At 66.0% G+C, this 20503-nt stretch carries 13 protein-coding genes; 9 read left to right on the forward strand and 4 right to left on the reverse strand.

Annotation, left to right across the window (positions count from 1 at the left end; genetic code table 11):
- The first annotated feature begins 70 nt into the window (after positions 1 to 70).
- The 9 genes from ADB08_RS07645 to ADB08_RS07685 all read left to right on the forward strand — a co-directional run bounded on the left by ADB08_RS07645 (position 71) and on the right by ADB08_RS07685 (position 16175).
- Positions 71 to 1843, forward strand: coding sequence for an AMP-binding protein (locus ADB08_RS07645; RefSeq protein ID WP_049172216.1), 1773 nt, complete (start codon positions 71 to 73; stop codon positions 1841 to 1843).
- Positions 1844 to 1853: 10 nt separating this feature from the next.
- Positions 1854 to 8186, forward strand: coding sequence for a non-ribosomal peptide synthetase (locus ADB08_RS07650; protein ID WP_049172315.1), 6333 nt, complete (start codon positions 1854 to 1856; stop codon positions 8184 to 8186).
- Positions 8179 to 9357, forward strand: a complete 1179-nt coding sequence (locus tag ADB08_RS07655; RefSeq protein WP_239660040.1) for a saccharopine dehydrogenase — start codon at positions 8179 to 8181, stop codon at positions 9355 to 9357. Before ADB08_RS07650 ends, ADB08_RS07655 begins: the two co-directional genes overlap by 8 nt.
- Positions 9354 to 10397 carry an ABC transporter ATP-binding protein gene (locus ADB08_RS07660; RefSeq protein ID WP_049172221.1) on the forward strand — a complete coding sequence of 348 codons (1044 nt, stop codon included), beginning with the start codon at positions 9354 to 9356 and terminating at the stop codon, positions 10395 to 10397. Before ADB08_RS07655 ends, ADB08_RS07660 begins: the two co-directional genes overlap by 4 nt.
- Entirely contained in the window at positions 10394 to 11146 is a 753-nt protein-coding gene (locus ADB08_RS07665; RefSeq protein ID WP_049172223.1) for an ABC transporter permease, read from the forward strand. Before ADB08_RS07660 ends, ADB08_RS07665 begins: the two co-directional genes overlap by 4 nt.
- Complete coding sequence (locus tag ADB08_RS07670) at positions 11143 to 11880, forward strand: ABC transporter permease (protein WP_049172227.1); 738 nt, start codon at positions 11143 to 11145, stop codon at positions 11878 to 11880. The genes ADB08_RS07665 and ADB08_RS07670 overlap by 4 nt, the downstream gene beginning before the upstream one ends.
- Positions 11881 to 11986: 106 nt before the next feature.
- Complete coding sequence (locus ADB08_RS07675) at positions 11987 to 12670, forward strand: SAM-dependent methyltransferase (protein WP_049172229.1); 684 nt, start codon at positions 11987 to 11989, stop codon at positions 12668 to 12670.
- Positions 12667 to 14445, forward strand: a complete 1779-nt coding sequence (locus ADB08_RS07680) for an ABC transporter ATP-binding protein (protein WP_049172230.1) — start codon at positions 12667 to 12669, stop codon at positions 14443 to 14445. Before ADB08_RS07675 ends, ADB08_RS07680 begins: the two co-directional genes overlap by 4 nt.
- Entirely contained in the window at positions 14442 to 16175 is a 1734-nt protein-coding gene (locus tag ADB08_RS07685; protein ID WP_049172232.1) for an ABC transporter ATP-binding protein, read from the forward strand. Before ADB08_RS07680 ends, ADB08_RS07685 begins: the two co-directional genes overlap by 4 nt.
- A gap of 178 nt (positions 16176 to 16353) precedes the next feature.
- Here ADB08_RS07685 and pth read toward each other — a convergent pair whose 3' ends face one another.
- The 4 genes from pth to glmU form a co-directional block, all read right to left on the reverse strand.
- Positions 16354 to 16962, reverse strand: a complete 609-nt coding sequence (pth, locus tag ADB08_RS07690) for an aminoacyl-tRNA hydrolase (protein ID WP_049172234.1) — start codon at positions 16960 to 16962, stop codon at positions 16354 to 16356.
- 125 nt (positions 16963 to 17087) lie between these two features.
- Positions 17088 to 17732, reverse strand: coding sequence for a 50S ribosomal protein L25/general stress protein Ctc (locus tag ADB08_RS07695; RefSeq protein WP_049172236.1), 645 nt, complete (start codon positions 17730 to 17732; stop codon positions 17088 to 17090).
- 250 nt (positions 17733 to 17982) lie between these two features.
- On the reverse strand, positions 17983 to 18960 hold the full coding sequence (locus ADB08_RS07700; RefSeq protein WP_016423206.1) for a ribose-phosphate diphosphokinase: 978 nt from the start codon (positions 18958 to 18960) through the stop codon (positions 17983 to 17985).
- A gap of 7 nt (positions 18961 to 18967) precedes the next feature.
- A complete protein-coding gene (glmU, locus tag ADB08_RS07705) occupies positions 18968 to 20458 on the reverse strand; it encodes a bifunctional UDP-N-acetylglucosamine diphosphorylase/glucosamine-1-phosphate N-acetyltransferase GlmU (protein WP_049172238.1) in 1491 nt (496 codons plus the stop codon).
- Positions 20459 to 20503 lie beyond the last annotated feature (45 nt).

Here is a 20503-nt window from a genome sequence, read left to right on the forward strand (position 1 = left end):
CTCCGGGTCACGCCATGCGGGCCCGGTCCGCCTGGCACCGGCATGGCGCCGACAACCGAAAGAGGTACCAATGAACACGATCCGGACCATCAGCGACGTGCTTCGGGACAAGGCCGATGAGACGAAAAAGGGGATCACCTTCGTCGAGAATCGGCGGGACGTCTTCGTCCCGTATGGCCGGGTCCATGCGGAGGCGGTGGCGGCTGCGAATCGGTTGGCCGAAGCCGGCATCGGCCCCGGCGATCGCGTGATCTTCCAGGTTTCGGAGAACCGCGGGCTCATCCGGGCGTTCTGGGGCTGCGTCTACGCCGGCGCGGTTCCGGCGCTTGCGCCGCCGGTGTCGGGCCCGGTTGACGTCGACAGGGTGCGGACGCTCTCGGACATGATGCCCGGGGCCCCGATCCTGGTCGACGAACGCAGTTACACGCTGCTCACCGGCGCAAACGGTGCCGTGGTCGTGGGCGAGGATCGGCTGCTCGACGTGTCCATCGTCAATGACGCTGCCGCGGAACCGGATGCGGCGATGCCGGGTGATGCTGAATCGGACTTCTCTCAGGCGGGTGACGTGGATTCCGGGGATGGCGCCGGGGCGGTCCCCGCGTTCCCGGTGCGAGGTGGGACGGCAGGCGAAGCCCTCATCCAGTTTTCGTCCGGCTCCACGGGATCGCCAAAGGGCGTCATCGTAACCAACGAGTCCGTGCTGAACGGTCTGCGCGCGACGATCCCACGCCACGCGCACCGGTACGAGAACAAGATGCTCACGTGGCTGCCTTTGACCCACAACCTTTCGCTGATCGGCTTCCACGTCTACGCCCTTTTTCGTGGGTACGACCAGGTGTTGCTGCCGGTTTCCGAGGTGGTCGCCGATCCCCCGAGGTGGTTCGAGGCCGTGACCAGGCACCGGCCGACGGTGACAGTGTGCCCGAACTTCGCGTTCAAGCATTTCCTGCGCCATCTCGAGCGCCGGCCCCTCGGGGATGACCACGGTTACGACTTCTCCAACGTCCAGAAGCTGATGAGCGGTTCTGAGCCCATCGACGCTCCATTGGCCCGGAAGTTCCTCGCGGCGATGTCCGCCATGGGCCTCCGGGAGGATGCCCTGACCTCCGCCTACGGAATGTCCGAAGCTTGCCTGCTGGTCACGACCCGGGATATCTACTCGGGTCTGTCCACGGTGCGACTTGACCGGACGGGCATCGCCACGGGGCAGCGTTTCGAGGACATCGAGAGCGAGTCCGGAGCTGAGTTCGTCGCCTTGGGCAAGGCCGTCCCGGGGATTTCCTTGACCATCCGCGATGACGGGGGCGGGGTCCTCGGCGACGGCACCGTCGGTGAAATCCACATCGCCGGCGCTCCGATGACCCGCGCCGCGATCACAGCAGAGGGGATCGTGGAGCACGAGCTCACCGATGATGGGGCGTTCGCAACGGGGGACATGGGCATTCTCCGCGACGGCGAGTTGTTCGTCCTCGGCCGGAAGAAGGACATCATCTTCGTCAACGGCCGGAATTACTATTCGGCTGATTTGGAAGCCGTGCTGGAGAATGTGCTTGACCGCGATGTTGCCGTTCTCGGCCGGAGCAACCCAGCCACGGGCGAAGAGGAGATCGCCGTGTTCTTGGCCAGGCGGACCCCGACCGATCGTAAGGCCGACGATGCGACCGGTGCCGGGCAATCGGACGGGGATGAACCTCCGATCGATGAACAGGCGGTGGCCCGGTCCGCGACGACCGAGCTGATGCGCGTCGCCGGGGTGCCCGTCTCCAGGGTTCTGTGGGTCGACGAGCTGCCCGTCGCGTCGAACGGCAAGAAGCTCCGCCGCAAGCTCGAGGCTCTGCTCTGAGGCGATGACGATGACCAATGAAACGATCGCGCCGGCCGTCGCATCTACCGCCGTGGGAAGAGCCCGCACCGGGGCTCGAGTCGCCCCCGAACGGCTGTCGGAGTCCATCGCCGACGCCATCGGCGTGCACCTGGATTCGGCGGACGTGAAACTCCGCGACCACATCCCGAACTCCCTGACTTTCCTCCAGATGCTGCTGGCGCTGGAGGACGAGTACGGGGTCACCATCGATTACGCGGCGATGGACCCCGGGGTCACGGTCGCTGATTTGGCGGCCGTCATCGACGCCGCCCGGGGTGGCGCTGATGCCGGATCTGCCGCAGGCGCCGCTGCCGGGGCCGATCCCGCTGTAGCGACGGGTGAGTCGGATGACGGCTGTGCCGGCAAAAATGGGGCTGGTCCCGCGGATGCGGTCCCGCTCAATCCAATCCAGACCGCCTACCTGCTCGGCGCGGACGAGGACATCGAGCTTGGTGGCCAAGCGACGTACATCTACGCGGAATCCCGGCACGACTATTCGTTGCCGCAGGTGGAGGAGGCCGTGCGGGCGGTCTTCGGGCGTCACGACGTGCTGTTCCATCGGCTCGACGTCGATGCCGGGGTCTTGAGCCCGACCGGCGTGTGCCTCGCCACCGTCGAGGTAGTCGGGTCCGGCGACGATATCGACGCGGCGGTGGGGGAGATCCGTCGGGACATGCGAACCGCGGCGCGATCGTCGAACGAGGACGGCCCCATGGTCGCCGCGAGGCTGCTCGCAGATGCGGGCGGGTGCAGGATGTTCATCTACTTCAACATGATCGTCATGGATGCGGGTTCGGTGTACCTGTTCTTCGACGAGCTCGAATCCCTGCTGGCCGGGGAGCCGCCGGCTCCGGCTTCCAGATATGGGGATGCCCTGGCGGCAATCTCTGCGCGCCGGCGCGACGGGAAACGGGCCGAGGACCTCGCCTACTGGGAGAAGAAGGCCGCAGATCTGCCGCGGCGTCCGGAGTTCCCGGCGGCCGTGGGGGGTGGCGACGATTGGTCGACCCGGCGCTTGGGCACGGTGCTCGACGCGGAGGTCACCGCCAAGCTCAGCGAACGTGCCCGCCGCATTGGAGTTACCCTGTCGTCGCTGGTGATGGCCGTCAACGCCGCCGTCGTCTGCAGGTGGCTGCCCGAATCCGCGTTGACGGTCAACGTGACTGTCAGCGAACGCAGCGGCCTCGCCGCGGGCACGAGGGTGATGGGAGATTTCACTTCATCGATGCTTGTCGGCGTCGACGCCGGGAGAGCCGCGACCATCGACGGGTTGGCGGAGGCAATCGACCTGGACATCCGCGAAGGGCTGTCCCACCGCTGCGTTTCCGGTGTGGAGGTGCTACAGCGATTCCTCCGGGACGCGGCCAATCAGTCCCAGGCCACCGCTCCGGTGGTGTTCACCAGCTACCTCGGCGGCGAGCGGGGAAGCGGGCGCAGCCCGGTCATCGAACGCGTCTACACGCAAACCGCGCAGGTGTGCCTCGACATCCAGGTGATGCCGGCATCGGGCGGGATGGCGTTGTCGTGGGACGTGGTCGACGATTACTTCCCTGCGGTAGATGCGATGTTCGGAGCCGTTGCGGAGGCCCTGGACGTGGTGGCGGAGGGGGGAGAGGCTCTGCCCATCCGTCATGCGGAGACGGAGAGGGCCGTCGCCCGCTACAACGATGCTGCGGGCCCGATCCACAATGACACCCTGGTTTCGCTTGTCGAAGCCGCATGCGCGGCGACTCCGGATGCGCCGGCCGTGCGCCTAGCCGCCCGGGGCATCTCGTACACCTACGCCGAGGTCTGGGCCAGGGCCGGACGCATCGCCCGCCAACTCTCGGATTCCGGCGTCGGGGCGGGGGATGCGGTGATCGTGCGCTACACCAAGCATCCCGACGACATCGTCAACATGGTCGGCGCATTGCGTGCGGGAGCCGCATTCGTGCCTGTCGACGCGGGCATGCCGGCCCAGCGACAAGAATACGTAGTGGAAGCCTCAGGTGCGGCGGGCCCGATTCTGGACACCGGCGTGATCGATGAACTGGACCAAAGCGGAGTAGAGGGCGTCGGCAAGCCCGCAGCCGCGGAAGTCTGCGACCGCGCGGGCAGCGCGGGTGCGCACTCTTCGCCCGGCACTGCCCCTGACGACCTTGCCTATGTCATCTTCACCTCGGGGACCACGGGCCGGCCAAAGGGTGTGCGGATCAGTCATCGCAACTGTGTCAACACCATCCTCGACGTGAACCGGCGGTATGGGGTCACCTCCGCTGATTGCATCATCGGATTGTCGTCGCTGGGATTCGACCTGTCGGTCTACGACGTGTTCGGTGCGTTCGCGGCAGGCGCGACGGTGACGATGGTCGGAGACGAACGCAACGCCGATGAAATCCTCGACGTCTTGCGGGAAGAGCGGGTCACGCTGTGGAACTCCGCGCCCGCCCTGTTGGAGCTCGCCCTGGTCCGGGCGACGGACGACGACGTGTTCCCGGATGTGCGCACCGTATTGCTCAGCGGCGATCGCATCGCAGCGGGGCTTCCGGCGCGCGCCATGGACATGTTCCCGAACGCGTCGATTAATAGCCTGGGCGGTGCGACCGAAGGAAGTATTTGGTCCATCCAGTACCCGCTGCAACGCGACAGCCTGGAAAACCGCATTCCCTACGGGTACCCGCTGGCGAACCAGGGCATCCACGTGCTCGCGCCCGACGGGGTGCATTGCCCCGTCGGGGTGCCGGGGGAAATCCACATCAGCGGCCTCGGCGTCGCGCAGGGGTATGCGGCCGATCCGGAGCGGACCGCTGCCGCCTTCGGGTATGTCCCAGGCATCGGTCGCTGCTACCGGACCGGAGACGTGGGCATGTTCAACGCGGAGGGTTTTGTGGAATTTCTCGGCCGCCGCGATCGTCAGGTGAAAATCGCGGGCTTCCGCGTCGAACTCGGAGAAATCGAATCGGTCCTCGAGCGGTCCGGCCTGGTGACCGCGTCGATGGCGGCCGTCGTCGAATCGGGCGATCGGGGACTACTGGCGTGCCTCTACGTTCCGGTGGACGATATGACCGGCTCGCGGGATGCCGTCCGGGCCGAGCTTGCCCGCTGCTTGCCAGCGTACATGGTACCGACGGTCCTGCTGCCGGTGGCGCATCTGCCCGTTACCGTCAACGGGAAACTGGATCAGGAGGAAATTCGTAGGCACGTCGGCGCCGCGGGCGGCGGGGCAACGGCCGATGGCGAGGTCGCCGGGGCGGGGGCCGGAGCCGTGGGCTCGGCTGGTTCCGTCGCCGACCCCGGGGCGATCGAGTTGGTGTCCGGAGTCTTCGACGAGATTCTCGGGGAAGCCCCGTCGACGGGTGCCGCGGATCCGGCGTGCGGCGCGGGAGAGTCCTTCTTCCGCCGCGGCGGCGATTCCCTGCAATTCCAGGTTATGATGCGCGCGATCCGGCAGAAGACGGGAGTCCGGCTCCGTTTCCGCGACGTCATCGAAGATCCGACCATCGCGCACATCGCCGGCCTTGTCTCAGATGCCATGCGGGAGTCCGGGGCCGAGTCTGAAGCCGTCTCCGAGGCAGTGCCTTCCCCCGATTGTGCCGTCGGTGCCGGTTCAGCCGCAGGAGGCGCCCGAGAATGCCCCGCGAGTGCCCACGGAAAGGATCCGGTGGAACAATTCGGGGATGACCCCCACGCGCCGTTCCCCTTGACTGACATGCAGAAGGCCTACTACGTTGGCCGGAACTCTGGGTTCGAGCTGGGCGGCGTCACCGAGCACTACTACATCGAATCCGTCACCGAACCCGGTACCGACATCGATCGCCTGGAAGACGCCCTCGACAAGCTAATCCGCAGGCATCCGATGCTGCGCGTCGTGTTCACCGCACAAGCCACGCAGCGGATCCTGCCGGAGGTTCCGCGCTACCGTATTGATGTCGCCGACTACCGGACCGCCGATGAGGCGACCGTGGTCGAGGCGGTGCGGCGCAAGCGCGATGAGCTGAGCCACCAGGTATTCGATCTGGGCAGCTGGCCCTTGTTCCATCTGTCGGCGTTCGCGCTCCCGGACGGGCGGCACCGCCTGTTCTTCAGCGTGGACATGATCATCGGAGACGGGGCGAGCCAGCGGATTTTCATCGACGACCTGGACAAGCTGTACCGAGGAACGGAGCTTCCGCCCGTCACTGGCGACTACCGCACGTACGTCTTGGAGATGAAGCGTCGGGAAGCTTCGGCGGTCGGGCGGGGCGAAGAGACGTTGACTCGGACGGTGGTCGAGGAATTCCCGCCCGGCAACACCCTTCCATCAAGCGGTGCGGCCGCGGACGTGGATGTGCCGCGGATGCGTCGCCTGTCGTACACGTTCACCGCTGAGGAAACCGCACTGTTGCGGGAAAGGGCCAGCGCCGCCGACGGCAGCGTGTCCGCACTGCTTCTCGCCTGCTATGCGACGAGCCTGTCGCTGTGGTCGAAGGGGGATTCGGTCGGCATCAACATCACCACGTACAACCGTGATTCCGAAATCGCCGACGTCGCCGGCGTCTTCGGTGATTTCACCGGCGTCATTCTGATGCCTGTAAAAGCGGCCGCCGACCATGATCTCCGTTGGTGGACGGCGGAACTGCGCAACCGGCTGCTCGGGCACATGGCGGCCGGGTACTCCGGGGTGTCGTTGCTCGGCACCATCGCGCGCCACCGGGGTCTGCCCGTCGGACAGGCCATAGCGCCGTTCGTGTACACCTCGTTGCTGTTCGGCGAGGGGGCCGCGGCAGGCGATGGCTCGGGCAAGGATGCCCACGTCCTGGGAGACGTCGATTACGCCATCTCCCAGACTCCGCAGGTGCTGTTGGACAACCAGGTGATGGAGGTCGACGGGCGTATCAACGTCGCCTGGGATTTCGTCGAGCAGATCCTGAAACCGGAACTGGTGGAGGACATCTTCGACCATTACATCAGGTCGGTGTCGGGCTTCGCCGGGGGCTGCTCCGAAGCGGCGCCGCTGAGCGTCGGCCAGGTTCGGCACCTGCGCCTGGCGGTCGGGGGCACTTCTTCCGGCGGTGGGGTGATCGACGACGGCGTCGCGGGCGTGTTATCGGCAGAGCGCGACAGGGCGGGCGCGATCTCGAGGATCGCATCCGGGGACCTGATGGGCCGAGTTCGCGGATACCTGACGGTCATCACTGGGATAGTCCGGGCCGACCTCGGCGGCGCCGAAGCCGGCGCGGACGACAACCTGTTCCTCCTCGGCTACGACTCCCTGGGATTCGTGAAACTGATGCAGCGGATCCAGGACATCACCGGGGCGTCGGTGCCGCTCGCGGAAGCGCTGGCCAAGCCGACGCCACGTGGCGTGGCAGAGCTCGTCGGCCAGTCGACGGCCACGCCGACCGACCGGCGGGACGCGGATGACCCCGGCGCGTCGGCCACGGACCGTTCGCTGGTTCTATTGCGCAGCGGTGATGAGGCGCGCCCGATCTTCCTCGTCCACGGCGGATTCGGCACCGTCGACATCTACCGAGACCTGGCACTCGCGATCCCCGGTGGCGGGCAGGTGTGGGGTGTCGGCTTCGCGGAGTTCGAGAGACCATTCCCCCACGCTATCGGCATCGGCGATATCGCGGCCCACTACTCGGGCCGGGTCCGCGAGGTGCTCGTCGACGGTGCCGCCCCTGCGATCGTTGGATGGAGCCTCGGCGGCACCATCGCGGCCGAGATGGCGCTCCGTTTGGCCGATCTCGATCCTGCGCTGGTGTTTCTCGACAGCCTGGCTCCGGGGATCGCGGTCGACGTCGGGGATTTCGACGCGGAATCCGAAAAGGGGCTGCTGTCCCGGGTGATGCCCTCGATCGCCGATCTCCCGCACGGAACGCCGGTTGCCCGCCTCTGGGCGGAGTTCGGCGGGGTCGACGAGACCGATGAGGAACGAGGGGCCCGCCTGCGTGCCCTGGCCGCAGCGGTCGCACCGACGCTCCTGGAGGACCTTGGGCTTTCCGGCGACCGGGTGACAGCGACGGAGTTCAACTCGCTGCGCTCGCTCATCGATGCCCGCACTCGGTACCGGCCCGAGGGGCGGGTGAGGGAGGCGCTGTTCGTTTTCCCCGATGACGGCGAGGCTCACAACCACGACCAGTGGCGGGACCACCTCGTCGATGACCTCTGCGTCGCCGGCGTCGCGGGAAACCACTATTCGTTCGTCCTCGGAGAGGATGCCGCGCTGACTGGGGCTCTCATCGGGGAGTACATCGAACACCGGCGCCGGGCGCCGGAAACGGACGACAGGGCAGTGGACCCGTCGTCCGATGGAATCGACCGGTCGCGGGACCGGGGAAACGAGATGGAAAGTGACTGATCGACGAAACGGCGGGGAAGCACGGGACCGCGACGCGGGCGAACCTGTGAAAGTGCTGGTGGCCGGAGGTACCGGCGTCACCGGACGGCTCGTCCGGGGGATGCTCGGCGCCGTCGACGGGATCGAGCTGGCCTACACTTCCCGAAAGAAACCGGACGATGGCCCGGGGCGGCACTTCCCGCTGAGGATCGCCGCCGGCCACAACGAGATCTGCAGGGTATTCCGCAAACACGATTGGGTGGTCAACTGCACCGGCCCGTTCGAGGTGCACGCAGACTCACTCGCCCGTGCTTGCATTGACTCAGGCACCGGATACATCGACGTCAACGATTCGATCGACGCCCGCCGCGCAATCATGGCCCTCGACGGGGATGCCCGGCGGGAGGGGGTTCCCGTGCTCACCGGGTTCGGCCTGTGCCCGGGCTTGTCGACGGCACTGTTGATTCTCGGGGCCCGCGCTGCGGGGGTCGAAGAGGTCCGCGATGTGCGGGTCGATCTGAGAATCGGCGCCGACCAGGAATCCGGGGCCGCGTCGGTCGAGTCGATGTTCCGGACCATTCGCGGCGGATACCGCGCGATGCTCGGCGGCGCCATTGTCGAAGTGCGGCGCAACCCGGTGTCGTCGCAAAGCGGAATCGGCTACGAATGCCCGGACGTCGACGTCGTACGCGAGGTGTGCCCTTCGATCCGTGGATATTCCTACCACGTCGCCTTCGATGCCCTCCCCGATGCGTTGGTGGAGAAGATCTGCACGTCGAGACTGTACGCGATGCCCGTTGTCTCCGGTCTGCTCGCCCGTCTCGGGGCGGCCGTGACATCGCGGAAGGCGCGGGCGAAGGGCACTCCGCAACCCGCCGAGCTGGTCGCCGCACTGTCGTCCGCCGGCGCGGGCGATGCGGGGCCGTCGGCCGAGACGACCGTCGTCCGGGCGACCGGCCCAGGTTCCTACAAAATGACCGCGGCGATTGCTGCCGCCACCGTTGTGGCGGTGGCGGGGAAGCCGGTCACGCCGGGGTGCCGGGATCTCGTCGGCCACCCCCGGCTCCTCGAACCGGTCCTCGCCTTCGCCCGCGATGCGGGCATCCATATCGAGGTGCCGCATGACAACCCGACCACGGGGCCGCTGCCGACAGCGGCCCACTGCGATACCAAAGAAAAGGGGAAACGATGACGGAGAAAGCTGAACGAGGTGCGGCGATCGTCGTCCGCAACCTCACGAAGAGCTACCCGATTGCGGGCAAAGCGGGCACCGCGCCCGAAGGCGGTGCAGGTGCCCCGCCGGACGGCGGGCGTAAGGGAAAGCGCGGTGCCCGGATGCGCAAGCATGTGCTCGACGGCGTGAGTTTCACCGTGCCCGCCGGGGCGATTGTGTCGTTCCTCGGCCACAACGGCGCAGGCAAGACCACTCTCATCCGAATCCTGTCGACGCTCATCACCGCAGACTCCGGCGAGGTGAGCATCTTCTCGCGCGATGTGAAAGAGGATCCTGTGGGCGTGCGCGCCGACATTGCCACCACCGGCCAATTCGCGGCGATCGACGAGAACCTCACCGGCCGGGAGAACCTGGAGTTCTTCGGGCGGCTGCGCGGACTCGACCGCGCCGATGCGGCCGCCCGCGCGACGGAACTACTCGCGCAATTCTCGCTCGCAGACAGTGCCTCGACGTTGGTGTCGGCCTATTCGGGTGGCATGCGGCGGCGCCTCGACATCGCCGCGTCGCTGTGCGTCGTGCCCAGGCTGCTGTTCCTCGACGAACCCACGACGGGGTTGGACCCGGTCAGCCGCGAAGAGCTGTGGGGCTTCATCCGGCAGCTGCGGGACGACGGAATGACCCTGGTGCTGACCACCCAGTACCTGGAAGAGGCGGAGGCGCTGGCAGACCACGTCCATCTGCTCAAGGACCGCCGCATCGTCGCCAGCGGAACGCCGGAGGAATTGCGCCGCGACTTCGGGTCGCACGTGCTCCGCGTGTCCTTCGCCACCGCCGCCGGGGCGGAGGCGTTCGCCCGCTGCCTCGGGGGAACGTGCCTGGACCGCGCCCGCGTCGCGGGGAAGTCGGTGTCCCTCGACGTCGACCCCGGACCGCGGATCCTCGAGGCGGTGGCGCGGGCGATGGAGGCCTCGGAAGCGTTGCCGGATTCGCTGAGCGTGTCGCCGCCCACCCTCAACGAGGTGTTCATATCGATGAACGCAGGGGGTGCGGCGCGATGAGTGCGACGTCGGTCGCGGCGTTTCTCCATCGGGATCTGCTGCTGTTGCGACGCAACACCGCGTCGCTGATCTCCATGTTCGTAGTTCCGCCCCTCTTCCTGCTGTGCCTGTACGCGGTGTTTGGGTACTCGGCGGGGCAATCCGGCTTCGGGTACCTGCGTTTCGTGCTCGGCGGCTGCCTGTTCCAGGCGGCGATGTTCACCGCCGCGGCGTCGGCGATGGCGGTGGGACAGGACGTCGAATCCGGGCTTGTTGACCGCGTGCGCGTGTTGCCCGGGGCCACAGGCGGCTATGTCGCCGGCAGGCTCGCCACCGATTTGCTGCGGATGTCCGCGTCGATCGCGGCGCTGCTGGTCGTCGCGTGGGCCTGTGGCCTCGACATGGCTGTCGGTGACGTCGCGTGGACTGTCCTGTGGTCACTGCTCGCCGCAGCGGTTCTGTCCCTGGTCACGGACGGGGTGATCCTGATGGTGCCCGCCCCGGTGTCGACGGCCTCATCGATCCAGGCGCTGGAAATGCTGCTGCTTATGTTCTCCACCGCGTTCATTCCGGCGACCGCTTTGGACGGCTCCCTTCGCGACGTCGTACGTCACATGCCGTTTTCGCCGATGATCGAGGTGATCAGGGCAGCGTCCCCGGACGCCTTCCCGGATAGCGCCGGGGAAGAGGCAGCCCTGTGGCTCGGTGTCGCGGTGGTCGCCGGAATCGTCCTGTTCATCCGCCGGTTCACTTCGAGGAGCGAATCATGATCGACGCCATCTTCGTGCATTTGCGGCGCATCGCCCACATTTGGCTGCGGCGCCCCGACTTCTGGTTCATGACGTTCATTGCTCCGCTCGTGTACCTGTTCATCGTCAACCGCATGTTCGGTGGCCTGGTCAGGCAGCTCACCGGAGAGTTCGAACTCCGGAACGCGGTCATCCTGGTCGTGACGGCGTGGGCGTTCATCCTGGCCATCACGGGATCGTCCACCGTGTTCGTTGAACGCAGCAATGGCTTCCACGAGCGGTTAATCACCATGCCGTCACCGTACGCGGCCGTGCCGGCCGCACGGATTATTGCCGAGTTCATCCGGATCATGGCGATGACGGTCGTTGTTGCGGCGGTGGCCGCCTTGCTTTCCGACGGCCCCCCGGAGGTGTCCTGGTGGTGGAGGATCGCGGTGACCGGCACGATGGTTGCCGCGGCGGCCGCATGCACCGGCACGTACATCGCGTTCTCCATCACCAGCCCCCAGGGTTCCGTGGCCCTCATCCCGTTAATCATCGTTGCGATGTTCGTCAACACGGTGCTCATGCCCGCCGACCACTTCCGTCCTCTCCTGCGCGGAATCGCCGGGCACACCCCCGTATCCGCGGCCGGCGAGGCCGTCAACGGCACCGGGGCTGCGGGTCTGGTGGTCTGCGCGGCCTGGTTCTTAGGCATCGCCGTGCTCGCGGCGTGGGGCATCGCCGTGAAAACGAGGCCGGGGGAGTCTGCATGACGGGCACGTCCACGGGCGCGGCGCCGCCGACGACGGCCCGCGAACCCGAGCACCTAACCCGAAACCGCCGCGTGGACGCGGCCCACACACCCGGAGGCAGAACCAGATGAAGTCGATTGCCCAGATCGTCCAGAACAACCGCAGACTCCTCGTGGCCTACGAGGACAAGGTCCAGCCGAGGTTCCTCAGCCGCTATGCGCGTGAACCGATGGACGCCGCCGCCGTGTATCGGCAGCTCCGTGCGCTGGATCCCGGGCCGGATGCGCCGGCCCGGGTTCTCGACCTCGGTTGCGGAACCGGGTGGCTCTCCCGCATGCTCGCCGCCGAGCCTCGCTATCGCAGGGCGAACATCGTCGGCTACGACCTGTCGCCCAATGCGATCCGCATCGCCCGCGAACGCGCCGCCGTCGAAGGGCTCGGGGCCCGGACGGAATTCCACGTCGCCGACGTCCTCGCGCCGCTCGCGGGAGAGACCGGCGGGGCCGATGAAATCTGGGTGTGCGGCGCGCTCCACCAAATGAAGGATGCGGGTGCCGCGCTCGGCAGGGTCGCCGGGCTGCTCGCCGACGACGGCATCGCTTACGTGCAGACGTTCGCCGAGGATCCCGACGTGAACGAGCGGGTCGACATGGCCATCATGGCGAAGATGGGCCACCGGGTGTTCCGGGACAGCGAGCTCGAGGACCTCGCCGAAGCCAACGGGCTGAAGCTGGGCGGAGCCTCACACGCCGGCATGGTGTACTTCTGTACTCTCACGAAGAAAAGCGCAATCGGGGAGGCGGGCAAGTGAGCGCCGTGGACGGGACTGTAGGCCCGTGGTCACTGCTCGCCCCGATCCGGACACGGATGCGTGCGGTGGTCGCGTTATCCGTCCTGTCGTCGGTGGCTACCGTCGCTTCTCTGGTCGGCATCATCGACATCGCGATGACGTACCCGGAGGCCCCGGAGCATCGGACGTGGTTGGCCGTGGCTATCATCGTCGTCGCCGCAACGGTGCGCATGGCCGCGGACGGCGCCGCCGGCATGCTCTCGCACCGGGCGGATAACGACCTGCAGCTCCACCTTCGGCGCCGGCTGGTCGCCCAAATCCGGAAGTTGCCGCTGGGCTGGCTGGACGCCCGGCGCTCGTCGGGAATCATCGGGTCGGTTGAGAAGGACGTCGCGGCTATCCACCAGCTCATGGGCCACACCGTCGGTGAGACCGTGGTGGCGGTGCTGGTTCCCATGCTTTCCCTCATCGCGCTCGTTGCGGTGGATTGGCGGATTGCGGCGGTGGCGGTCGTCCCGGTGCTGGTCACCTTCGCCCTGATGGGCGTGATGATTTCGCGCGGAGCCGGTCTTCAGCGCGACTACGAGCGAGCCTCCGAAGGAGTGACGGCCGCGGTCATCGAGTTGGTGCGAGGTATCTCAGTGATGAAGTCCTTCGGACGCGCCAACCAGGGCGCGGGTCGCTACGATGCCGCGGCGCTGTCGTTCGTCCGTGCGTGGTCTGCCTGGTCCCGGCAGTCGAACATCTATCTCGGGGTCATCGACGTGGTGACGTCCCCGATCACAGTCCTCGCAGTGGTGTGCGGGGCCGGCCTCGCTCTGAGGGACGCCGCGGGCGGCCTACCGGAGGGGCTCGTCGCCGGGCTGGTTCTCGGCCTTGGACTCTCCGCGGCGATCGTGCGGGTGGCCATGAACTCCGAACCCATCATCGCGGGGATCGCTGCCCTGAAGTCCATCGCGGAGGTGCTGGGCACGCCGCCGATCGTCGAGCCCGCCGATCCGGTGCCCGCGCGCGGAGGCGCGCTCGAGGCCCGGAACCTGGTCTTCTCCTACGGCGATGGGCCGCGGGTCCTCGACGGGATGTCCGCGACGTTCGAACCGGGGACCCTCACTGCGCTGGTGGGGTCCTCCGGTTCCGGAAAGTCCACCGTCGCCCGGCTGTTGGCGCGTTTCTACGACCCCGTTGAAGGCTCGGTGCTGCTGGGCGGCGCCGATCTTCGCGACATCGCCGTGCGTGACGTGCACCGCTCGGTGTCGGTGGTGTTCCAAGATCCGCAGTTGCTCACGCTGCCGTTGCGGGAGAACATCCGGCTGGCCAGGAGAGACGCCACCGACGGCGAAATCATGGCGGCCGCGAAGCTCGCGAACCTCGATGCGGTCATCGCGGCGCTGCCGAAGGGCCTGGATTCGGTGGTCAACGTCGACGTGACCTTTTCCGGTGGTGAGGCGCAGCGCGTGGCCATCGCGAGGTCGATCGTCACGGACGCGCCGGTGCTCATCTTCGACGAGGCAACCGCTTACGCGGATCCGGCTTCCGAGGCCCTCATCCAGTCCGCAATCGAGCGTTTGGCCCGTTCACGGACGGTGATTGTGATCGCGCACAGGTTGAGCACGATCCGCAACGCCGACCGCATCCTCGTTCTCGACGGGGGAGCGGTCGCGGAGGCGGGTACCCACGACGAGTTGCTTGCGCGCGGTGGCCGCTACCGGGATTTGTGGCGCGCGTTCGCGCTCGACGACGAACCATCCGCCCCGCGGGGCACTGAATTAGACGATGAAAAGGCGGGGAACCGATGATTCGGGACTTGTGGTCGATGACGGATCGGCGCTCGAGAATGACGCTGGCGTGGCTCATTGCGTTGGCCGCGCTTGCCGCGCTGGCTCACGGAGCGGCGTTCGTCGCGCTGCTGCCGCTGCTGTCGGCTCTGGCCGAGGGAGATGATGCGACGGCGTGGCGTTTCACCGGCGTCATCGCCGGCCTCGCGGCCGCCCATGCGGTGCTGTCTCTCGCCGCGGGGACGGTCGGCAGGGCGAATTCCGCAGCGGTGCTGTCGTCCCTGCTGCGTTCCCTGGGCGAACGCGTGCTGACGTTGCCACTCGGGTACGTCACCAAGTCCACGGCCGGCCGCTTTTCGGAGATGGCATCGTCGGGTATCGCGTTCGCGGCGTCCGTGCCGCACGTGATCCTGCGGCCTGTCATCGCCGCGGCGGTTGCGCCGACCGTCATCGCCTTCGGAATTCTGGCGGTGGATTGGCGCGTCGGTTTGGTTCTCGTCGCGTCGGCGCCGGTGATCTTCTTCGCCTACCGGGCCATTGGTCGGGTCGGCGGGGAGTCGGACGAAGCGCATGCTGACGCCGTCGCTGCCGTCTCCGGCAGGCTGATCGAGTTCACCCGCTGCCAGCAGGCGATTCGCGCCGCGGGCGACGGTTCGGCGGCGGACGCGATGGTGGATGAGGCAATCCGGGCCCAACACGATGCGTTCGCGAAGGCGACGTCGACGCAGGGGGCGGCCATCGGACGACTGGGTTCGGTCGTCCATGCGGTGTTCACGGCGGCGGTGATAGTCGCCGTGGCAGTCGCCGCGACGGGCGGGATGGCGCCGGCGCATTTGGCGCCGATGCTCATCGTGGTCGTCCAGTTCACCGGACCGATCACCACGGCGGGAGCGTTGTCCGGCGGTTTCGGTGCGGGCCGCAACACGTTGGCTGCGTTGCGTGACCTGCGGGCAATCCCCGCCCTTCCCGAACCTGCCGCACCGGAGCTGCCCGACGGGCATGACGTGGAGTTCCGCGACGTGAGCTTCGGGTACGGGGATAAGAAGGTTCTCGACGGCGTCAGCTTCCGTGCACCTCAGGGAGCGCTGGTTGCCGTAGTGGGACCGTCGGGGGCGGGCAAGACGACGGTCATGCGGCTGCTGTCGCGTTTTCATGATCCGGACTCGGGGGAGGTCCTCATCGGCGGGGTACCCTTGCCTCGGATTGGCACCGACGGCGTGAACTCGCTGGTGACCCCGGTGTTCCAAGAGACGTTCCTTTTCGACTCGTCCGTGCGGGACAACGTGGTCTTCGCCGATCCCGGATTCGGTTCCGAGCCCGGTGACGGGGATCGCTTGCGCGAGGCCGCCCGGCGTTCCGGGGTGGACCGCATCGTGGAGCTGCTGCCTTCCGGGTGGGATACCCCGGTGGGGGAGGAGGGGACGCTGCTGTCGGGAGGCGAGCGGCAGCGCCTCGCCATCGCCCGGGCGCTTCTGAAGGATTCCCCGGTGGTGCTTCTCGACGAGCCGACGTCCTCGCTGGATGCGGCCACTGAGCGGGCGATCGTCGGCACGATGGAGGCGTTGCGCGGCGATCGCACCGTGATTGTCGTCGCCCATCGCCTGCACACCGTTCGCGATGCCGACCTCATCGTCGTGCTTTCGGAGGACGGGACGGTCGCAGAGCGGGGCACGCACGATGAATTGCTGGCGAAGGGCGGCCGCTACGCCGAGTCGTGGGCGTGCCGGACGGGGAGCTCCTCGGGCGCCTGATCCTCATCACCTGGTCGATGCCCTCACGGGCGCCCTGCCGCAGCTTCCCGAATCCCACCGCCAGGCGCTCGGTGGACAGAGCGAAAACGCCGACGAAAACGCCGAGCAGCACGAACACCGACGAGCTGTAAAGACTGAAGCTCCCGGGAACGTGAAAATAGCCCCCTTCCCGCTACTGCTACCGCCCGTGAATCTGGTTCTGCGCAATCTCCAGCCCGTGGCTGGCGATTAGCTCCACCGCCTCCGCAGCAGTGGGCAGAGTGAAAGCGAGCTCCTCGCGTTCCTTAGCATTGAAATTACGCAGCACGTAGTCCGCCGGATCTTGGCGGCCCGGAGGACGGCCAATGCCAATACGTACCCGCATGTAGTCCTTCGTGCCCAACGACTTCGTGGTCGAGCGCAGGCCATTGTGGCCATTCTCGCCCCCGCCGCGCTTGAGGCGCACCACGCCCGGGTCCAGGTCCAGCTCATCGTGGACTACCACGACGTCGGTAGGTGCGACGTTGAAGAACTTTGTCAGCGCCGCGACCGGTCCACCCGACAGGTTCATGTACGTCCGGGGCTTAGCCAGAATCACCTGCCGCTCGCCACCGTCGGAAGTCTTGAACCGAGTCTGGACTATCTCAGCATTCGACTTCTTGTGCACGCTAAACGACGACGGCATCGGAGAAGTGCGGCTGGCTAGTTCATCTAGCACCAGATGCCCGACGTTATGGCGGGTGAGTTCATATTTGGGCCCAGGGTTGCCGAGCCCCACGACAAGCAGAGGTGTGGTGGAGGCGTTCATGAGTTCAATCTTGGCACACAGCGCGCGGACTTCTGACTTCGGGGAGTTTCAGAAAAAAGAAAGGGACGGACAAAAGTCCGTCCCTTTCTTACGCAGCTGTGTTAGCTAAGCATGCGAGAGGTTAACTACTCAGCAGCCTCTTCCTCAGCTGGCTCATCCGGGGTCTCAGCCTCGCCCATGCCCTCGATATCGGCATCGACGTCACCAGCCGGCTCTTCCTCCGGCTCGACAATGTTGAAGATGAGCAGGTCAGCGTCGTCGGTGAGGACCAGGCCCTCCGGCAGGGTAACGTCGCCGGCGTGAACCATGGTGCCGACCTCTGCACCCTCGACGGAGACCTCGATCTCTTCCGGAATAGCCAGAACCGGTGCGTTGACCAGAATGGTCTCGGCATCCTGCATGAGCAGGGCGCCCGGAGCGAGCTCGCCAGTCGGAACGACCGGAACCTCAACCTCAACCTTCTCGTCACGGTGAATGGCGAGCAGGTCAGCGTGGTCGATGTCGAGGGTCAGCGGGTTCTGGTCAACAGCCTTGACCATGGACAGCTGGGACTCACCCTCGATGTTGACGTCCAGAACAGCGTTGACACCGTGGTTACGGATGACAGCGTGGAAATCCAGAGTGTCAACGAGGATGTGCTTCGGGGCATCCAGGTCAGCGCCGTAGATGACAACCGGGATGTCGCCAGCAACGCGGGCACGGCGAGCGGCACCCTTGCCGAACTCGGTGCGGTTACGAGCATCAATCTTGATGATGTTGGGCTTTGCCATGAAAATGGACTCCTAAACGATTCGATATTGAGTCGTCGAGTCGAGCACGTGCCGCATCCATGCCACCGTGGGCGCAAAAGTTGGGCTGCGAGCGTCGCGTCGATAACGGCAACCACCTACTGTGGCCGCCCTCGCCGAGACTTACCGGAGAAATTGTAGTGGACTAACAGGTCAAACAGCAAACCCCGCCACCACCAGCAAAACTAGGTTGCTGGTCGCGGCGGGATGCCCGTCGGCAAGCGGAAAGAACTTATGCCTGACCCTCGAAGAGGGTGGTGACGGAACCGTTTTCGAAGATCTCGTGGATCGTCTTAGCCAGCAGTGGTGCGATTGGCAGGACGGTCAGGTTGTCCCAGCCCTCGGTGGACTGCGGCAAGGTATCGGTGGTGATGACCTCGCGGGCACCGCACTTCGACAGGCGCTCGCGAGCTGGGTCGGAGAAGACGCCGTGCGTGGTAGCGATGATGACATCCTCAGCGCCAGCCTCACGCAGCACCTTGACAGCGCCGGCGATGGTGCCGCCGGTGTCAATCATGTCGTCGATGAGCAGACAGGTCTTACCGGAGACCTCGCCGACCACGCGGTTGGCGACAACCTGGTTTGCGACATCGACGGAACGGGTCTTGTGAATGAAGGCCAGCGGGGCGTCGCCCAGGGTGTTGGCCCACTTCTCGGAAACCTTCACACGGCCGGCGTCAGGGGAGACCACGACCAGGTTGTCCAGGGAGTAGTTCTTCTTGATGTACTCCGACAGAATCGGCATGGCGTGCATGTGATCGACCGGGCCGTCGAAGAAGCCCTGAATCTGGTCGGTGTGGAGGTCCACGGAGACGATGCGGTCAGCGCCTGCGGTCTTGAGCAGGTCAGCGACCAGGCGAGCGGAAATCGGCTCACGGCCACGGTGCTTCTTGTCCTGGCGGGCATATGGGAAGAACGGCAGGATAGCGGTGATGCGCTTGGCTGAACCGCGCTTGAGCGCGTCAATCATAATCAGCTGCTCGATGAGCCACTTGTTCAGCGGTGCCGGGTGCGCCTGCAGTACGAAGGCATCGGAACCGCGGACGGATTCCTCGTAGCGCACGAAGATTTCGCCGTTGGCAAAATCACGAGCGGTCATCGGAGTCAGCTCTGTGCCGAGCTCCTTGGCAACTGCCTCGCCCAATTCCGGGTGTGCCCTTCCGGAGAAGAGCATGAGGTTCTTTTGGTTATCGATCCACTGGCCGGTCATCTGCCGTCTAGCCTTCCTGGTCTTCCTTGTTGTTGTCAGCGTTGTCAGCTACCTGCGCCGCCTGCGCTGCCTCAGCAGCAGCGGTACCTGGACGCTTCCGCTCGACCCATCCCTCGATGTTGCGCTGACGGCCACCACTGACCGCCAATGCTCCCGGAGGAACGTCGTCCTTAATAACAGTACCTGCACCTGAGTACGCACCATCACCCACGGTCACCGGAGCGATGAACATGGTGTCGGAGCCGGTGCGAACATGCGAGCCGATAACGGTGCGGTGCTTGTTGACGCCGTCGTAGTTCACGAACACGCTGGAGGCACCAATGTTGGAGTGCTCGCCAATCTCCGCATCGCCGACGTAGGTCAGGTGCGGAACCTTCGAACCGTTTCCAATCTGCGCGTTCTTCGCTTCTACGAAGCCGCCGAGCTTCGCGCCGACACCGAGTTTGGTGTTCGGGCGAATGTAGGTGAACGGTCCGACCGTCGCATCCTCGCCGATCTCCGAATCGGAACCGTGTGTACGTACGACGCTGGCGCGCTTGCCGACGACCATGTTGGTCAGCGTCGTGTCCGGTCCCACGGTGGCCCCGTCGCCAATCACGGTCTTGCCGTGCAGCTGCGTGCCCGGCAGAATCGTGACGTCGCGGCCGATTTCCACCTCAACGTCAATCCACGTGGTGTCCGGATCGACGATAGTGGCGCCCCCGCGCATAGCTGCCTCGCAGGTGCGACGGTTGAGCTCACGGCCAAGGGTAGCCAGCTGGACGCGGTCATTGACACCGGCGACGACGGTGGCGTCGGCGAGGCGGTGACCGCGTACTGAGCGGTCGGCCTCACGGGCGATGCCGATGACATCGGTGAGGTAGAGCTCGCCCTGGGCATTGTTGGTGTCCAGCTGCTTGAGAGCGTTTGCCAGGGTCTCGGCATCAAATGCGTAGACACCGGAGTTGACCTCGGTGATCTCGCGTTCCTCGTCGGAGGCGTCCTTTTCCTCCACGATGCGCAGAACTTCGCCGTCGGCGTTGCGAACGATGCGGCCGTAGCCGTGCGGGTTGTCAGCAGTGGAGGTCAGCACAGTCACGGCAGCGCGTGGCTTGCGGTTGTGCTCTTCGAGCAGTGCCTGGAGCGCTTCGGAATCCAGCAGCGGAACATCGGAAGTGGTCACCAGAATGGTGCCATCGAAGTTCTGCAGCTCGGGGTGCTCCAGCGCGCACTGAACAGCGTGGCCGGTACCGTTTTGCTCGTCCTGGTGGGCAATGACGACACCGTTGGAGTGCTCGGTATCCGAAGCCCAAGTCCCGATGGCGTCGATTACCTTTTCGCGCTGGTGGCCAACGACAACAGCAATCTCATCCGGATTAATGCCCTTGGCGGCATAGAGCGCGTGCTCCAACATGGTACGACCGCCGATAGCGTGCAGCATTTTCGGCGTATCGGATTTCATTCGGGTGCCTTGACCCGCGGCGAGAATGACCACAGCGGTGGCCGAACCGTTCGACATGAAACTTGCTACTCCTCGGTCAGGGTGCATCACGGTCACGGCGGG

The organism is Corynebacterium sp. 239_CJEI (genome assembly GCF_001055995.1).
In the GTDB taxonomy this organism is placed as follows: Bacteria; Actinomycetota; Actinomycetes; order Mycobacteriales; family Mycobacteriaceae; genus Corynebacterium; species Corynebacterium jeikeium_D.